Here is a 16,469-nt window from a genome sequence, read left to right on the forward strand (position 1 = left end):
AATGCGTATTATTTCCGGACAATGGCGTTCGCGGCCCATCGTCGCACCAAAGGGGGATACCACCCGCCCCACCGCCGACCGCACACGCGAAACATTATTTTCCATGTTGAACAGCCGCCTTGGCAATTTTAACGGCCTATACGTCCTTGATTTATTTTCTGGATCTGGCGCATTGGGGTTGGAGGCATTGTCACGCGGCGCGGCGCATGTGACATTTGTGGAACAAGATCCCGCCGCCTTAACCGCGCTCCGCAAAAATATCGCCAATTTGGATGCCGAAATGAAATGCGATGTCCGCCCCGTTTCGGTTTTAACCCTTGGCCCTGCACAGCGCGGATATGACATCATCCTTGCCGATCCGCCCTATGCCACCAATGCTGGTGTGGTTGCCGTTGATAAATTATCCCGTTTGGGATGGATTGCGGATGATGCATGGATAAGTTTGGAAACCGATCATAAAAGCGACATTGAAATAAAGGGATATGCCATTGACACCAGCCGCAAGGTTGGCAAGGCAAAATTAACTTTGCTGCGCGCGCAAATGCCCACTTGCGAATAATCTATTTGTTCCCTAATCGTTCTACCCATGAATAATGACCAGAATTTTGATAATGAACCCAATTGGCTGCGCGGGTTAAACCCACCCCAACGCGAAGCTGTGCTTACCACCGAAGGGCCGGTGTTAATGCTTGCCGGTGCGGGCACAGGTAAAACCGCCGCCCTAACCGCGCGATTGGCTAATATCATCTATACACGTAAAGCATGGCCATCGGAAATTTTGGCGGTTACATTTACCAATAAGGCGGCGCGTGAAATGCGCGAACGCATTGGAAAAATGATTGGCGATGCGGTGGAGGGCATGCCATGGCTTGGCACTTTTCACTCCATTGGCGCAAAAATGCTGCGCCGCCATGCCGAATTGGTCGGCCTTGAAAGTAATTTCACCATCATTGATACCAGCGATCAATTACGATTGTTAAAACAGCTTATCCAAGCGGAAAATTTGGATGAAAAACGCTGGCCCGCAAAATTGCTCGCCTCCTTAATCGACAAATGGAAAAATAAGGGGTTAATGCCCGAAGATATAAATGCAGGCGAAAGCGAGGCATATGCCAATGGCAAAGGCCAATTGCTATATCAAATATATCAGGCGCGGCTCAAAACGCTAAACGCCTGTGATTTTGGTGATTTATTGCTGCTTAATTTGAAACTTATGCGTGAAAATCGCGATATTTTGGAACAATATCAAGAACGCTTCAAATATATGTTGGTCGATGAATATCAAGACACCAATGCCGTGCAATATTTATGGCTGCGTTTATTGGCACAGCGGCGCAAAAATATTTGCGTGGTGGGCGATGATGACCAAAGTATTTACAGCTGGCGCGGCGCGGAAGTGACCAATATCTTACGCTTTGAGAAAGATTTTCCCGGCGCAAAAACAGTGAAATTGGAACAAAATTACCGCTCTACCCGCCATATTTTGGGCGCGGCATCCGGCCTTATCAACGCGAATAGCGACCGATTGGGCAAAACCCTGTGGACCGAAATTGACGGGGGTGAGCCGGTTAAAATTTTGGGCGTGTGGGATGGGCCAGAGGAGGCCCGCCGCGTGGGCGAAGAGATTGAGGCATTGGCGCATAAGGGGCATGATTTAAATGATGCCGCCATTTTGGTGCGGGCACAATTTCAAACCCGCGAATTTGAGGATAGATTTATCCAAATCGGCCTAAATTACCGGATTATTGGCGGGGCAAGATTTTATGAACGCGCGGAAATTCGCGATGCCATTGCCTATCTTCGCATCATCAACCAACCCGCCGATGATCTTGCCTTTGAACGCATTGTCAACACACCCAAACGCGGTATAGGGGGCAAGGCGCTGGAAAAGATACATATTTTTGCCCGCGCATTACAAAGCCCGCTTTATACCGCCGCTGCGGAACTGTGCCAAAGCGATGAAATGTCGGGCAAGGCAAAAAAATCATTGGCCGATTTATGCAAAAATATCGCCCGATGGCGCGATGAGGCGGGGCAAATTTCCCCATCGGAATTAACCCGCATGGTCATGGATGAATGCGGCTATACCGACATGTTACAGGCCGACCGCAGCGCGGAATCCACCGGACGGCTTGAAAATTTAACCGAGCTGACCCGCGCAATGGAAGATTATGAAACATTGGGCGATTTTTTGGAACATGTCTCGCTTGTCATGGATAATGATAATGCGGCAAGCGACCGATCGGTTACCATCATGACCATTCACGCGGCCAAGGGGTTGGAGTTTAAAAATCTGTTCCTTGTCGGGTGGGAAGAAGGCGTTTTCCCATCACAGCGCGCCATGGATGAAGGCGGCCTTGCCAGTTTGGAGGAGGAACGCCGCCTTGCCTATGTCGCCATTACCCGCGCACGTGAAAATTGCACCATATTTCACGCCGCCAATCGGCGAATTTATGGCCAATGGACCAGCAGCATCCCCAGTAGATTTATTGACGAGCTGCCCGATGAGCATATTGAAATGCAACAAAGCAATGCGGGCGGCGCGTCCCTGTGGCGCGCAAATTGGAGCGAGAATGAAGACCCGTTCAAACATTTATCCGCCGCCAATGCCACCCGCGCGGGGGCAAGAGGGCCAGGCTGGCAACGCGCGGCATTAGCATCCAATAATGCATCAGATAATAAATCATATAGCCCAGCCAGCAGCGGTTCAGGCGGCACATTAAGGGATAGCGATTTTTACCGCCCCCTACCTAGGGTTAAGGAAACAGGCCGCAGCGCCGCCAGCTATGCCCAAAAAGGCCGCAGCGATGTCGCGATCGGTATGCGCGTTTTTCATGAAAAATTCGGCTATGGCGAAATATTGGAGATTGAGGGAAATAAGCTGGAAATCGAATTTGAACATGGCGGCAGCAAAAGGGTGATGGACAGCTTTATCAAGGTGGGGTGATATTTATGCCTTCCAATTTAAATCGGCATAACTCTCTTTAGGAATTCTTTTCGGGCATAAAATGCTCTTGAAATACTTCCATGACCAGCACCTTTTGTGCGAGGCTGAATCAGTTTTCCCATTTTACCTGACAAACTTTTTAGTCCTTTTTGAGAGATTTGAGCTCTTATTGTTTCATAATCCTCCTCAATTATCTTTTTAGTCTCTACATCAAGATCAACCTCATGGACTGCATGAATGTAGCTATGATCGGCAAAATTATTTCCTACAACCCTAAGTACGCATACAAATTTGTTCAATTTTTGTAATAAATGACTATCAGAAAATGGGGTCTTCATTACTTGAATGGGATCTATCATAGTGACCGCCATCGTTTCCTTAAAAACCAATTCTCCCCTAGCATATTTTAATGACACGCTTTTTAATTCCCACGAACCAAAATTCGGACTTTGCGAAGAATTTATAGGTAAATTTAGATGTCGTTCTATAACTTGCCCCGCCCATCCTTTATTTTGACGTCCATTTTTAACAGGTTCAATTTGATGAATAATGGCAAGATCATGCAGGTTATGCTCAATGCCAGTTATTTCCTTTAGCTTTTTAAGTGCCTCGGAGCGTTCCATCACAATCCTTTAATCTACTTATTGATAAATCAATATATTCTCTTTCGGCATCAATGCCACAAAATTTTCTATTATTTTGAATTGCTGACACTCCGGTAGTAGAACTACCGCTAAATGGATCAAAAACAAAATCCCCCTCTTTCGTAGATGAAAGAATAATTCGGTTTAATAGAGAAATGGGTTTTTGCGTGGGATGCTTGCCATGCATTTTTTCGTTTTTATTAGGTGGAAGAAATTGCCAAACAGTTTTCATTTGCTTTCCGCCATTCTCCTCCCTCATATCTTGGTAATTAAAAATATGTTTACTCTTAATGGACTTAGATGCCCATATAATAGTTTCAGTTGAATGAGTGAAATATCGACAAGACAAATTCGGCGGTGGGTTTGGTTTTTCCCACGTGATTTCATTTAAAATTTTAAAATTCAATGTTTGGAGTGCAAAGCCAACAATATGAATGATATGATGTGTCCCAGAAATCCATATTGTTCCATTAGGTTTCAATAATTTCTGACATAGTGACAGCCATTTTTTTGTATATTCAAAATCCAACTCCGGACCTTCTGAACGGTCCCAATCCCCTTTATGAACAGGAACAACCTTGCCAGATTTGCAGGTAAATCCGCCATTTGATAGCTTATATGGAGGGTCTGCAAATATCATATCAAAACAACCATCGGGATGCTTTTTTAATATTGCTTCCATAACTTCAATTGTATCGCCTTCAAAAATATATGCTTTTTTTACAGGACAATAATAAGCAAGATTATATGATTTGTTAATTTCGCTGTCCGACTCTGCGGGAATATAGCCTGTTCGTTCTTCAGCAAAAAAGTCTAATTTTTTTTTATCTTGCATCAAAAATCGCCAAGAGTTCAGGGGCAGCGTTTCTCGTCGAAGCTTTGCTGGAAATTAACCGAGACACATTAAACTCAATAATTTTGGCTTCCTTATACAATTTAAGGGTCTCTTCTGTTCTATGATTTGAAATTATTACAGTTGTCCCTTGCTCAGATAATCTAATTGCTTCATCTCTTAATTTTACATGCTCAGCTTCACCAAATTCATTTTTAGAATAGCTTGTGAAATTTGATGTCGCGGTTAGTGGCGAATATGGCGGATCGCAGTAAAAAACATCGCCCGGCCTTGCCTGTGCGAAAGTGTCTTCGAAAGATTGATGATAAAATGTCGCCTCTTTCGCGAAAGAGGCAAAATTCATAATTTCATTTTTGGGACATTTAGGGTTAGTATATTTGCCAAATGGTACGTTAAATATTCCGCTCTTATTATATCTACATAGGCCATTAAAACAGTGGCGATTCAAATAAATAAAAATTGAAGACTTACGGATTGAATTTGGCGAAGAGTTGAATTCTTCGCGCAATTCATAAAAAGCATCTGCATTATTGTTTGAACCATCAAATAGATTTTCAGTTTCTTTTAGAATTAAGTCAGCGTCTGTCTGTATATTTATAAATAGGTCTATCAAATCAGCATTAGTGTCTGAAAGCAGAAAATTTGGATAGGTTGATACCAATGAAATTGCACATGACCCTGCAAATGGCTCCACCAATCTTTCCCCCGAAGGCAGGACAGGCAATATATGACTGATAACCCTATGCTTATTGCCAGCCCATTTTAAAAATGGTTTACGTCCGATATTATTAACAATTTGATTCATATTTTTTGATAGCAGTCGAAAATCGAAAACGAAACGCATTTCTCACCCCAAATCAGGGGGGATCCAGCCGCGTCTTGCCGCCACGCTAAATAATGTGTCGCGCGTATAAAATTTTAACAACCAATTGCTGTGCCCATATTCATGCCCCATCATATCCGCCAAAATATCGGCCAAGGGGGTGTTCGCGCTATATTGCGCCATAAATTTGTCCGTCACATCCAATGACATCATCGTGATGCTGTGATGATATCCGCTTTTATCATCATTGACCACGCCCGTTGCCTGATTATAGGCGCGGATGATGTCCGGCATGGCGGCCTTTGCCACCGCCAGCCCCATTTTACGCACAAGGTATAGCGCGGCGGCAAAATGCGCCTCATGCGTCCAATCGCTTTTCGGCCAGCTAAGATCATTTAACCCGCCATAAAGTTTTTCAAAATCGCTTTCCTGTGTAAAGGCAGCGTTAAAAGACGGCTTTGGCACTTTCTTCTTTCATCATTGCTTTGCGGACCATGGGGATGGGCGGCCCGCCATAGGATAGGAATTCATCATGAAATGCCTTCCAATTTTTTTGCCCCTGTGCGCCGCCATTTTGCTTTGCGGTCCAATCGGCGCGAAGTTTCCTAATCATCAATTTACCCAGTGTGTAGTTAAGATAGGCGGGATCATATGTGCCCCGCGCCGCCTGTTGCATGGCGGTGCCGGCATCTTGATAACATTCATTTTTGAAAAGTTCCTGACTTTGCGTCACGCTCAACCCACGGGCGTGCAGGCCAATGGCGGAAAGATAGCGGCAATTACGCAGCAACGCATTGGTTAATTGCCCAACATGGGTTTCGGGATCGGCCACGCCATTTTCACCGTTCAGCCCCGCCTCTACCATCATTTCTTCGCCATAATGCGCCCATCCCTCGGCAAAGGCATAGCCAACAAATAATTTGCCGATAATGCTTTTTGAACGGTTGCTATGCAAAAATTGCAAAAAATGCCCTGGCCAAATTTCATGCACCGACGTGCCGAGCAGATCCTTTTTGCCTGGAATAAATGCCGCGCGGGTTTCCGCATCCCAACTTGGATCGGGCGGAGAAATATAATAGGTGCTGGGCAATCCCGTTTCATATGGCCCAGGAATGATGATATAGGCGCTATTTTGCCGGTTATAGGGCGGGGATTCCTCCACCAATGCCTGTTCTGTCCCTGGAATAGTGACCAGATCATTTTTAATCAAAAATTCACGCAGTGGCGGCAATTGGTCGCGTGCCTCCTGCACTGGTCCTTTTTCCGGTTTATTCGCGGCCATTTTTGCCATGCAATCGGCAAGGCTGGCCAAGGGGGCGAATTTTGCACAGGCGGCCTTTAACGCATCCTGATTTCGTTTCAAATCCGCGCGGCCCACTGCCTCCAACTCATCCAAGGGAATACCTACCCCCTCGGTGCGCAGCAGCATATTGGAAAATTTCTGCCCGCCCAGCGCATATCCATCGGCGGTTGCAGGCTTTGATTGTATATGCAGCGAAAGGCTGGTCATCGCGGCCGATGCCTTGGCCACCGATGCATCAAATATTTTTTGCAGTTCATCATTTTTCACATCGGCAAAGGCGGCCTTTGCATCGCCGCCATAATATGCAGCAAAACCATCAAATCCCGCCACGCCCAATTTCAAAAATGTCGCAGGCAGCGGCAATTTCAAATTGCCCTTTATCTGCTCAGCGGCGGCGGGAATATTGTCCAAATATTTAATAAACGCCTTCATCCGCGTTTCTTTATTGGCATATTCGCGCGAAATATACACATCGGGATCAAGTGTATTGATATAAAATGCGGGGTTATTATGCGGTTGGTCCGCCTCCTCCATCCAAAACAGCTCAGCATCCATCACGCTGATTAAATAATCACGTTCAAATTTCTGCTCATCGGTTAATTTGCTATCATCCAATGCCTTGGCATCGGATATTGCCTTTTTACGAAAATCAATTTGCGCCTTTAATCCCTCGGGCGACCAATTGGGCAATTGACCGTCAAATTCATGCTTTCCCTGATTTACCGCAAATGTCGGGTTGACCTTAAAATATCCGGTCAAAAAACCATCCACATATTTGCCCCAAATATTGCTGGTATCAACGGTCATGGAGTTTTCAACATTATCCACCTTTTTACATGCGGTAACGCCCGTAAAGGCAATTGTGGATACAGCCAAAATAAGCGTAAATTTCTTCATCATATCGCCCCCTTAATCAATAATCACCAATAGGATGGGCCGAAACATTATAAAATACCAGAAAAAACGCACCGCAATTTATATCTGAATAGAAAAGATTGATTGTACCAAGAGCCATATAATATTAGCTATCATCAATATGACAACTTCCCCGCATCCATTCACCATTCCAAATTTTCGCGCATATTGGTTTGCGCGATTGGCATCCATGCTCGCGCTATATTCCATGATGTTAATATTAAATTGGCAGGCATATAATATCGCCCGTGAAACCATGGGCATTGGCGGCGCATCGGCGCGATTGGGGCTTATCGGTTTATTGCAATTTGCGCCCCTATTCGTCCTTACCCCACTTGTCGGGTGGGTGGCGGACCGTATGGACCGGCGGCTGGTCGCGCGCATCGTGCTTGCCGGTCAGGCAGGGATTGCGGCATTGCTGGCATATTTGACCTATATGGACGCATTGACGCTGGGTTGGATATATGGGCTGGCCATTTTAATGGGAATAGCGCGGGCCTTTATTGGGCCAGCATTTGGTGCACTAGCCCCTAATTTAGTGCCGAAGGAAAGCCTGCCCACCGCCATTGCCATTTCCACCATTGCGTGGCAGGCGGGCATGTTAATCGGCCCTGCCATGGCGGGTCCATTATTTCAAATTTATGCGCCCCTGCCCTATATGGTCAGCACGATATTATATCTACTTAGCTTATGCGCCATGTTGATGATTGGCGAAGTGCCCCGTTCCATTATTGATAAAGGTCGCGGCCCAATTGCCCAAATTGCCGATGGCATGAAATATGTATGGCACAATAAATTGGTATTGGGCGTGATAACATTGGATTTATTTGCTGTTTTCTTGGCCGGATCAACCGCGCTTATCCCCGTTTTTGCGCGGGATATTTTGCAAGTGGGCGCAGATGGGTTAAGTTGGATGGCGGCATCCCCCGCCGCAGGGGCGCTTATCATCGCGTCTATTTTCAGCTTTCGGCCCATTCGCCATAATGTGGGCAATAAAATGCTGGGCGCGGTGTTCATCTTTGGCGCGGCGACGATTATTTTCGGGTTCAGCCAATCACTTATCCTGTCCATGCTTTGCCTGATGGTGGCGGGCGGCGCCGATATGTTTAGCGTATATGTGCGCGGATCGTTAATTCAGCTTAATACGCCGGATGATAAGCGCGGGCGCGTTGGCGCGGTAAGCCAGCTTACCATTTCCGCATCCAATGAATTGGGCGATGCATTTTCCGGCGGGTTGGCGGCAATAATCGGTCCGGTGGCCGCAGTGATAAGCGGAGGCGCAGGTGCGTTAATCATCACCGCCGCATGGATGCGGGTTTTCCCGCAAATAGGCGCAGCAAAAAATTTCAATGCATCGCAAGAGGTTCTTGACGCAGAGCCCGAACATACCAAAACTGGCGATAAAGAATAAGGAGATACCACCCCATGAAAGTGAACAGCATTTTAGAAACCATTGGCAATAGCGCCCATATCCGCATGCAGCGATTATTTGGCGATGCCAATGTGTGGATTAAATCCGAACGATCAAATCCCGGCGGGTCGATTAAGGACCGGATTGCATTGGCGATGATAGAGGCAGCGGAGGCCGATGGCAGCCTGTCCCCCGGCGGCACGATTATTGAACCAACATCGGGTAATACCGGCATTGGCCTTGCCATGGTGGCGGCGGTAAAGGGATATAAACTTGTCCTTGTTATGCCCGAATCCATGTCGATTGAACGCCGCCGTTTAATGCTGGCCTATGGCGCGACATTTGATTTAACGCCCAAGGAAAAAGGAATGAAGGGCGCAATTGAACGCGCAATTGAGTTGGTGGAAAATACCGAAGGCGGATGGATGCCGCAACAATTTGACAATCCCGCCAATGTTGATGTGCATGTGCGCACGACCGCACCGGAAATATTGGCCGATTTTGCCGATAATCCCATTGATGTGTTAATCACCGGTGTGGGCACGGGCGGGCATATTACCGGATGTGCAGAGGAATTAAAACGCCATTGGCCCAGTTTAAAGGTATATGCTGTTGAACCCGCCTTGTCCCCCGTTATTGGCGGCGGCCAGCCCGGCCCGCACCCTATACAAGGCATTGGCGCGGGCTTTATTCCGGGTAATTTGCACACACAGGCGATTGACGGCGTGATACAGGTGGATGCAGAGGATGCCAAGGAAATGGCACGGCGTTCTGCCCGTGAAGAAGGCATGTTGGTTGGCATTTCATCGGGCGCGACCCTTGCCGCCATTGCGCAGAAAATTAAGGAACTGCCCGCTGGCACAAGAATATTGGGCTTTAACTATGATACGGGTGAGCGTTATTTGTCCGTTCCCGATTTCTTGCCCGAATAATTAAAAATATATTCTACGCATAAAAAAGCCGGGCATCGCGTCCCGGCTTTTTTTATTTATAATGTGCAAGGCAATATTATGCTGCAGCAAACATTTCGGGATCAAGCGCCATGATGGCATCGCCGCCAGCTTCAATTTTACGGCGTAAAGAACCAGCATCGGGCATATAACGTTCGGCGAAATAACGCGCGGTGACCAATTTTGCCTCGTAAAATTTGCTGTCTTCTGCCCCTGCGCTTAACGCCGCGCTTGCCGCTTTGCTCATCCGCAACCATTGCAGGCCAAGCGCGACAATGCCCATAATGTGCATATAATGATGCGCACCTGAACCCACATTATTCGGGTTGGCCATGCCATTTTGCATGAACCACATTGTCGCCGCCTTTAATTCGCCATTTGCTTTTTCAAGGCGGGTGGCGAAATCGGCCAATGCATCATTATTTTTGGCATTGGCGCATTCATCATCAACAATTTTGAACAATGCCTGCACCGCGCGGCCACCATTTTGGGCCAATTTACGGCCAACAAGATCCATTGCCTGAACGCCATTTGTGCCTTCATAAATCATGGCGATACGCGCATCACGCACATATTGTTCCATGCCCCATTCGGCAATATATCCATGACCGCCATAAACCTGTTGCGCATTGGTCGCGACATCATAACCTTTATCCGTGCCATATCCTTTGATAACGGGGGTAAGTAATGACAATAAATCATCGGCCATTTGGCGATCTGCTTCATCGGTCGCGCTGTGGATTAAATCGGCCTGTAACGCACCCCATAGGCAGAATGAACGCATCCCCTCGGTAAATGCCTTTGCATCCATCAACATGCGGCGCACATCGGGGTGAACGAACAAAGTATCTGCCTTTTCATTCAAATCCTCTGGTCCGGTTAAGGCGCGGCCCTGACGACGGTCTTTCGCATATTGCACGGCATTTTGATAGGCGACTTCGGCAATGGCAAGTCCCTGTTGCCCAACGCCCAAACGCGCAACATTCATCATGATGAACATGGCGGCAAGGCCTTTATTTTCCTCACCAATTAAATAACCTTTTGCCCCGTCATAATTCATTACGCAGGTGGAGTTACCATGAATGCCCATTTTATGTTCAATTGATCCACAGGAAACAGCATTGCGTTCGCCTGCATTGCCATTTTCGTCCAAAATAAATTTCGGCACGATGAACAGTGAAATGCCCTTTACATTGTCCGGCGCATCAGGGGTTTTGGCAAGCACCAAATGGATGATGTTTTCACTCATATCATGTTCACCAGAAGAGATGAAAATTTTGGTGCCGCTAATCGCGAAGCTGCCATCATCATTGGGAACAGCCTTTGTGCGGATAAGGCCCAAATCGGTGCCGCAATGCGGCTCAGTCAAATTCATTGTGCCGGTCCATTCGCCCGACACCATTTTGGGGACATAGGTTTCTTTTTGTTCTTGGCTACCCTTGGCAAGGATGGAAGAAACCGCGCCGTGGGTTAATCCAGGATACATGGCAAAGGCGGTGTTGCTGCTGCCCATCATTTCTTCAAAAGCCATGGAAACAATATGCGGCATGCCCTGTCCGCCAAATTCTTCCGGCGCGGACAATGTGCCCCAACCGGCGGCGCGATACTGCTCATATGCGTCCTTAAAACCCTCTGGCGTGGTGACCGAGCCATCTTCATGACGGGTGCAGCCCTGTTCATCGCCCACACGATTTAACGGGAAAATAACATTTTCCACAAATTTGCTGCCCTCAGTCAAAATAGCCTCAATCATGTCCGATGACGCATTTTCAAATCCGGGAAGATTGGAATAATTATCAACATTTAAAACTTCGTTCAAAATGAACTTCATGTCTTTTACAGGCGCTTTATATTGTGGCATTTTATTGTCCTTTGATAAAAATAATAAATATTATTGGGAATTTTCTTCGGCTTCAACTTCTTCAACAACGCTGACAAATTCGGTTAATTCGTCAATAGCGCTGACAATATCTTCTTTTTGTTTATTCAATGTGGCGATGCGTTCTTTACATTTTTCAATTGTCACGCGGCGTTGCAAATTGCGCCCATCGTTAAGGTCATATAGGTCAATCATTTCGCGAATTTCGGCCAGCGAAAAACCCACACGTTTTGCGCGCAAAATCCATGCCAAACGCGCCCTATCCCTTTTTGAATAAATACGGACCAACCCCTGACGCTCTGGCGCGATTAAGCCTTGATCTTCATAAAAACGAAGCGCCCGCGCGGTAACATCAAATTCCGTGCTTAAATCGGAAATGGAAAATACTTCCCTGTTCAGCTCATCCGGCGTGTCCAATGTTGCGTCTGCGCGCTTTATTTCCTGCCCGATATTGTCCATCCTTCGTCCCTTTACATCAACCCAGTGGCGAATAATTATTTCACCTTGATTCTGTATAAATAAGCCATAGTTTACGTTAGCGTAAACGTCAAGCAAAACTTGTTGAACCATCTTATGAATTGATTAGGATATAATTTCCTCCCATCATGCCAATTTATTTGAAAAAGGCCCAAAATGAACAAAATATCAATTGCAAAATTACCTCTTTTGGCGGCTTCTCTATTGGCCTTTTCCTCCTGCAATGCGGCGGACGTGGATAAAAAAACTCCGGTTCAAGGCGCCCATAATATAGAGGCGGAAAAACCATTTAATGAAGAAATAATCGCCCAATTTAACGAGCCATGGGCAATGGCATTTGTGCCCGAAAGCCCTTATGCGCTTATTACCGAAAAGAGCGGCAAAATGCTGCTTTGGCGCGCGGATGATGAAATTTTGCAAATCGCCAATGTGCCAAAGGTGGATTATGGCGGCCAAGGCGGCCTTGGCGATGTGGTCATCTCCCCCGATTATTTAAAAACGGGACATATTTATTTTAGCTGGGTAGAGGCGGGGGAAAATGACACACGCGGCGCAGTAGTCGCACGGGCAAAATTAAGGTTGGATGGGGATGGCGCACCTGCGCTGGACAATATCAATATTATTTGGAAACAATTTCCAAAAGTAACAGGCAGAGGTCATTTCTCCCACCGCATCGCATTTTCACCCGATGGGCGATATATATTCATTGGGTCTGGCGAACGGCAGAAATTTGACCCTGCGCAGGATATGTCGGCAAATTTGGGCAAAATAATAAGATTAAATTTGGATGGCAGCATCCCGCAGGATAATCCATTTGCTGCACAAGGCGGCATTGCCGCGCAAATTTGGTCGCTTGGCCACCGAAATATATTGGGCATCACTTTTGATTTGCATGGCAATTTATGGAATCAGGAAATGGGGCCTGCTGGCGGAGATGAGCTGAACCTTGTTCAAAAAGGCGCAAATTACGGATATCCCACTGTGTCCAATGGCGACCATTATGACGGCAGAGATATTCCAGATCATAGCGCAAAAGACGGTTTTGAAGCCCCCGCCCTTTGGTGGAATCCGGCGGTATCGCCGGGCGGGTTAATGACATATAATGGTAATTTATTTCCCCAATGGCGCGGCTCATTATTTATGGGCGGGCTTGGCGCACAAAGCCTTATCCGCATCAAATTAAATGGCAAGAAGGCTGAAAAGGGCGAACAATGGAATATGGAAATGCGCGTAAGGGAGGTTGAAAATGGCCCCGACGGCGCAATTTGGATATTGGAAGATGGCGGCAAAATGATACGGCTTACCCCAAAATAATATGGGATAAACCGCAAATTTTCATCAATTAAATCATGGCTACTATACCATAATATTATCAGTTCGTGGTTGTCGTTCCCGACAAATCGGCCAAAAATGCGCGAATTCGTTTTGCATTAACACCAAGGTCGCTTTGCCCCACGCGGCTGACCGAACGCATGTCGATGATGCTGCCCGTGCCATCTTCGGTGGGGCGCACCCGCAGCACAATATCATCCTTGAAACGGAATAAAGTTGATGTCGCGGTCGCCTCTACTCGGCCTGTCGCAGGGTCGCTTATCGCTAATTCCCAACCGCGATCCTCAACAAGACGCTCTGCCTTTGCCATAATTTCGGCAACCGGCTTTTCAATCCGCACCGAACGAATATCTGGATATGCCTCTTGATGGCAAACCGACCATCTTTGTACCGGGGAAAGCCCATTTGCATTTTCACCGCATTCGGGGACTTTATCCAAATTATCCGCACGAATTTGCAAGGCAGAGAATGAAGGTGGATCAGCCAAATCGGTGGTAATGTCGTGAATGGCGGGCAATGTCGCGCCAGTATAAATAATGCTTAGCATCCAACCAACATAGCCTAAGGCGCTGCCCGCACCCAATATACGTAGTAAGCCAAATTTCTTTTTTTCCTTTTTACGGTCATACCAAAATCCGAAAAGAAAAATGACTATAACAGCCAAAGCGAGGAAAAATGACCATTGGACACCCGTCAGTCCCTTTTTATAATCCCAAAATCCCCATCCGGTGCCAATTGCAGAGACCAATGCCCATAAAATGGCGCCAACACCGCCAAAGAATATTAAGGTCCCACGAAAATCACGAAGCCAAAAATTATCCCGAATGCGCTTTTTTATCTGTACCGGAGCATTATCAGACCCTTGGACATTATCTATTGGCGGGATATTATCTGTTGGCGGGGCAGTATCTGCCCCCTGAACATTATTTACATCGTCCATATTATTGGCATTAACATTCTCACCAGATTGATTATTTTGATCGTTCATTTTGCCTAACCCCATATAAATACCAAATGGCATTATTTTTATCTTGTCCCATGACTATCAGGCGGATTCTGTTGAAACAACAAAAAAGCATAATATGGTGGACAATATGCCGCTTCGCTGACATTGAAAAATGATGAACAAGCCTGAAACAGAAAATAAGAATAAACTTGCCCGCTTGTTCATTCTTTTAACGGTTTTCATTTATTCCATGGGTTTTGGCATCATCATGCCGGCCCTGCCCCAACTAATTATTGAATTGGAAAATATCTCCCTGTCAGAGGCGACATTTCATGCCGCATGGTTAGGTGCGGCATATGCCATTGCCCAATTTTTAATGGGGCCGTTAATGGGCAATTTGGGCGATCGATTTGGGCGGCGGCCCATTTTCTTATTTTCATTATTTGGATTTGGCATTGATTTTTTATTGATGGGGCTTGCGCCCAATATCATCTGGTTATTTATTGGCCGCGCCATTGCGGGCGGTTTGGGTGCAATTTTTGGTCCGGCCAATGCCGCCATGGCCGATATTAGCAGCGATAAAGACCGGGCGAAAAGCTTTGGCCTGATCGGCGCTGCATTTGGCATTGGTTTTATCATGGGGCCTGCAATGGGCGGGTTTTTGGCCGATTGGGGGACAAGAATACCATTTTTTGTGGCTGGCGCTCTTGCCCTTGCCAATGCAATATTTGGATATTTCATTTTTCCCGAAACCATGAAGCAAGGTGATAAGCGCGATTTTGACTGGAAACGTTCCAACCCGCTTGGCGCGTTAATCAGCCTGTCCAAAACGCCCAGCCTTCTGCCCATTGCGGCGGTTTATTTTTTGTGGTTAACCGCGACCAATGTTTATCCCGCATCATGGGCATTTTTTGCCATTGCCCAATTTGGGTGGGATTCCAAAACAATCGGCCTGTCGCTGACCATGGTGGGCGCGTCCATGGCATTGGTTCAGGGTTTTGTTATCGGACCAATGGTGGCGAAATTTGGCGAAAGACGCACCGCGCAATATGGCATGTGCTTTGCCGGATTGTCATTCATTACTTTGGCGTTTATGCAAAATGGCAATATCGCCCTTGCGCTATGCGGTTTAATGGGTTTGCAGGGGATAATCATGCCATCGATAAGCGCGATGATGTCTCAGCGGACCCCGTCTTCTGCGCAAGGTGAATTACAAGGATTTAATGGTAGCCTGTCTGCTTTATCCTTTCTTTTGGCTCAGCTTGTCTATAATGGCAGCCTATCCTATTTCACATCGGCCAATGCGCCGATAAAATTTGCCGGTGCGCCCTTTATTTTGGCGCTATTTTTCACCATTTCTGCCTTTGTCACCCTATATTTTGTGGCAAAGAATAAAAAGCATATATCATATTAAGCGACGATAATGACATTTTGCCCCATTGATAAAATTGATAGTAAAGAAATTGAGGATTTGCTGGATCAGGCATTTGGCGAGGATCGGCATGAACGCACCGCATATAAATTGCGTGATGGTGCATTGATGATTGACAATTTATCCTTTGCCTTGACCGATGACGATATATTATTGGGCATATTGCAATGTTGGACGGTGCAATTATTGGATGAAAATGGCGCTTCGCATCCCTTAATTTTGGTGGGGCCTGTTGGCGTTGCGGCCAAATATCAAAATATGGGCCATGGCCGCGCCATGTTAAATGAAATGATTAACCGCGCGGATAATATGGATTACCCGCCCATGATGTTAATTGGCGATGCGCCCTATTATGCACCCTTTGGCTTTACTGCCGCGCAAACCGGGGCATGGGCATTGCCCGGGCCATTTGAACGCGCACGTTTATTATGCCGCAATGTGGCGCATGTAAAACTTCCCCAAAATGGGCATATTGCCCCTATGGCAAAAATTGCTGCGTCGCCGCGATAAATATTCTTTGGGCTTTGCACTTTTGGTATAATATGCCTATCTTATCA

The 16,469-nt window shown here is 46.6% G+C and carries 15 protein-coding genes; 7 read left to right on the forward strand and 8 right to left on the reverse strand.

Annotated elements, in window-relative coordinates:
- Position 1 precedes the first annotated feature (1 nt).
- Both rsmD and LPB140_RS09695 read left to right on the forward strand, forming a co-directional pair.
- Positions 2–559 carry a 16S rRNA (guanine(966)-N(2))-methyltransferase RsmD gene (gene rsmD / locus LPB140_RS09690; protein ID WP_072559659.1) on the forward strand — a complete coding sequence of 186 codons (558 nt, stop codon included), beginning with the start codon at positions 2–4 and terminating at the stop codon, positions 557–559.
- A gap of 27 nt (positions 560–586) precedes the next feature.
- On the forward strand, positions 587–2,947 hold the full coding sequence (locus tag LPB140_RS09695) for an ATP-dependent helicase (protein ID WP_072559660.1): 2,361 nt from the start codon (positions 587–589) through the stop codon (positions 2,945–2,947).
- A 17-nt stretch (positions 2,948–2,964) separates the two neighbouring features.
- Here the strand turns inward: LPB140_RS09695 and LPB140_RS09700 are convergent, their stop codons facing one another.
- Genes LPB140_RS09700 through LPB140_RS09720 form a run of 5 tightly spaced genes read right to left on the reverse strand, consistent with a single transcriptional unit; the run spans position 2,965 to position 7,377 of the window.
- Complete coding sequence (locus LPB140_RS09700; protein ID WP_083550273.1) at positions 2,965–3,570, reverse strand: MvaI/BcnI family restriction endonuclease; 606 nt, start codon at positions 3,568–3,570, stop codon at positions 2,965–2,967.
- On the reverse strand, positions 3,548–4,426 hold the full coding sequence (locus tag LPB140_RS09705; RefSeq protein ID WP_198024105.1) for a DNA-methyltransferase: 879 nt from the start codon (positions 4,424–4,426) through the stop codon (positions 3,548–3,550). Before LPB140_RS09705 ends, LPB140_RS09700 begins: the two co-directional genes overlap by 23 nt.
- Positions 4,416–5,249, reverse strand: a complete 834-nt coding sequence (locus tag LPB140_RS09710) for a Dam family site-specific DNA-(adenine-N6)-methyltransferase (RefSeq protein ID WP_072560798.1) — start codon at positions 5,247–5,249, stop codon at positions 4,416–4,418. Before LPB140_RS09710 ends, LPB140_RS09705 begins: the two co-directional genes overlap by 11 nt.
- 42 nt (positions 5,250–5,291) lie before the next feature.
- Positions 5,292–5,732: a hypothetical protein gene (locus LPB140_RS09715; RefSeq protein ID WP_072559661.1), complete on the reverse strand. Its 441-nt coding sequence runs from the start codon at positions 5,730–5,732 to the stop codon at positions 5,292–5,294.
- Positions 5,713–7,377, reverse strand: a complete 1,665-nt coding sequence (locus tag LPB140_RS09720; RefSeq protein ID WP_418346547.1) for a DUF885 domain-containing protein — start codon at positions 7,375–7,377, stop codon at positions 5,713–5,715. The genes LPB140_RS09715 and LPB140_RS09720 overlap by 20 nt, the downstream gene beginning before the upstream one ends.
- 229 nt (positions 7,378–7,606) lie before the next feature.
- Here LPB140_RS09720 and LPB140_RS09725 point away from each other — a divergent pair, with 229 nt between their 5' ends.
- Both LPB140_RS09725 and cysK read left to right on the forward strand, forming a co-directional pair.
- Positions 7,607–8,896, forward strand: a complete 1,290-nt coding sequence (locus LPB140_RS09725) for an MFS transporter (protein ID WP_072559663.1) — start codon at positions 7,607–7,609, stop codon at positions 8,894–8,896.
- 14 nt (positions 8,897–8,910) lie between these two features.
- Positions 8,911–9,828: a cysteine synthase A gene (gene cysK, locus LPB140_RS09730; protein ID WP_072559664.1), complete on the forward strand. Its 918-nt coding sequence runs from the start codon at positions 8,911–8,913 to the stop codon at positions 9,826–9,828.
- A 76-nt stretch (positions 9,829–9,904) separates the two neighbouring features.
- Here the strand turns inward: cysK and LPB140_RS09735 are convergent, their stop codons facing one another.
- Positions 9,905–11,707 carry an acyl-CoA dehydrogenase C-terminal domain-containing protein gene (locus tag LPB140_RS09735; RefSeq protein WP_072559665.1) on the reverse strand — a complete coding sequence of 601 codons (1,803 nt, stop codon included), beginning with the start codon at positions 11,705–11,707 and terminating at the stop codon, positions 9,905–9,907.
- Positions 11,708–11,737: 30 nt separating this feature from the next.
- Positions 11,738–12,184, reverse strand: a complete 447-nt coding sequence (locus tag LPB140_RS09740) for a MerR family transcriptional regulator (RefSeq protein WP_072559666.1) — start codon at positions 12,182–12,184, stop codon at positions 11,738–11,740.
- A gap of 174 nt (positions 12,185–12,358) precedes the next feature.
- Between LPB140_RS09740 and LPB140_RS09745 the strand changes: the two genes are divergently transcribed.
- Positions 12,359–13,516, forward strand: coding sequence for a PQQ-dependent sugar dehydrogenase (locus LPB140_RS09745; RefSeq protein WP_072559667.1), 1,158 nt, complete (start codon positions 12,359–12,361; stop codon positions 13,514–13,516).
- A 58-nt stretch (positions 13,517–13,574) separates the two neighbouring features.
- On the opposite strand, the gene LPB140_RS09750 is transcribed toward LPB140_RS09745, so the two are convergent.
- On the reverse strand, positions 13,575–14,522 hold the full coding sequence (locus tag LPB140_RS09750; RefSeq protein WP_198024106.1) for a DUF1499 domain-containing protein: 948 nt from the start codon (positions 14,520–14,522) through the stop codon (positions 13,575–13,577).
- Positions 14,523–14,652: 130 nt separating this feature from the next.
- Between LPB140_RS09750 and LPB140_RS09755 the strand changes: the two genes are divergently transcribed.
- Positions 14,653–15,894 carry a TCR/Tet family MFS transporter gene (locus tag LPB140_RS09755; RefSeq protein ID WP_083550284.1) on the forward strand — a complete coding sequence of 414 codons (1,242 nt, stop codon included), beginning with the start codon at positions 14,653–14,655 and terminating at the stop codon, positions 15,892–15,894.
- A 9-nt stretch (positions 15,895–15,903) separates the two neighbouring features.
- The gene (locus LPB140_RS09760; protein WP_083550287.1) at positions 15,904–16,422 is read left to right on the forward strand and encodes a GNAT family N-acetyltransferase; all 519 of its coding nucleotides are present in this window, start codon (positions 15,904–15,906) and stop codon (positions 16,420–16,422) included.
- Positions 16,423–16,469: the final 47 nt, after the last annotated feature.

The organism is Sphingorhabdus lutea (assembly GCF_001889025.1).
Taxonomy (GTDB): Bacteria; Pseudomonadota; Alphaproteobacteria; order Sphingomonadales; family Sphingomonadaceae; genus Sphingorhabdus_B; species Sphingorhabdus_B lutea.

Bases quoted from the DNA above. Each gene is read 5' to 3' on its own strand.
- rsmD (WP_072559659.1), top strand. From the start codon at position 2: ATGCGTATTATTTCCGGACAATGGCGTTCGCGGCCCATCGTCGCACCA.
- LPB140_RS09745 (WP_072559667.1), top strand. From the start codon at position 12,359: ATGAACAAAATATCAATTGCAAAATTACCTCTTTTGGCGGCTTCTCTA.
- LPB140_RS09755 (WP_083550284.1), top strand. From the start codon at position 14,653: ATGATGAACAAGCCTGAAACAGAAAATAAGAATAAACTTGCCCGCTTG.
- cysK (WP_072559664.1), top strand. From the start codon at position 8,911: ATGAAAGTGAACAGCATTTTAGAAACCATTGGCAATAGCGCCCATATC.
- LPB140_RS09750 (WP_198024106.1), bottom strand. From the start codon at position 14,522: ATGAACGATCAAAATAATCAATCTGGTGAGAATGTTAATGCCAATAAT.
- LPB140_RS09710 (WP_072560798.1), bottom strand. From the start codon at position 5,249: ATGAATCAAATTGTTAATAATATCGGACGTAAACCATTTTTAAAATGG.
- LPB140_RS09705 (WP_198024105.1), bottom strand. From the start codon at position 4,426: ATGCAAGATAAAAAAAAATTAGACTTTTTTGCTGAAGAACGAACAGGC.
- LPB140_RS09695 (WP_072559660.1), top strand. From the start codon at position 587: ATGAATAATGACCAGAATTTTGATAATGAACCCAATTGGCTGCGCGGG.
- LPB140_RS09720 (WP_418346547.1), bottom strand. From the start codon at position 7,377: ATGACCGTTGATACCAGCAATATTTGGGGCAAATATGTGGATGGTTTT.
- LPB140_RS09740 (WP_072559666.1), bottom strand. From the start codon at position 12,184: ATGGACAATATCGGGCAGGAAATAAAGCGCGCAGACGCAACATTGGAC.
- LPB140_RS09760 (WP_083550287.1), top strand. From the start codon at position 15,904: ATGACATTTTGCCCCATTGATAAAATTGATAGTAAAGAAATTGAGGAT.
- LPB140_RS09725 (WP_072559663.1), top strand. From the start codon at position 7,607: ATGACAACTTCCCCGCATCCATTCACCATTCCAAATTTTCGCGCATAT.
- LPB140_RS09700 (WP_083550273.1), bottom strand. From the start codon at position 3,570: ATGGAACGCTCCGAGGCACTTAAAAAGCTAAAGGAAATAACTGGCATT.
- LPB140_RS09735 (WP_072559665.1), bottom strand. From the start codon at position 11,707: ATGCCACAATATAAAGCGCCTGTAAAAGACATGAAGTTCATTTTGAAC.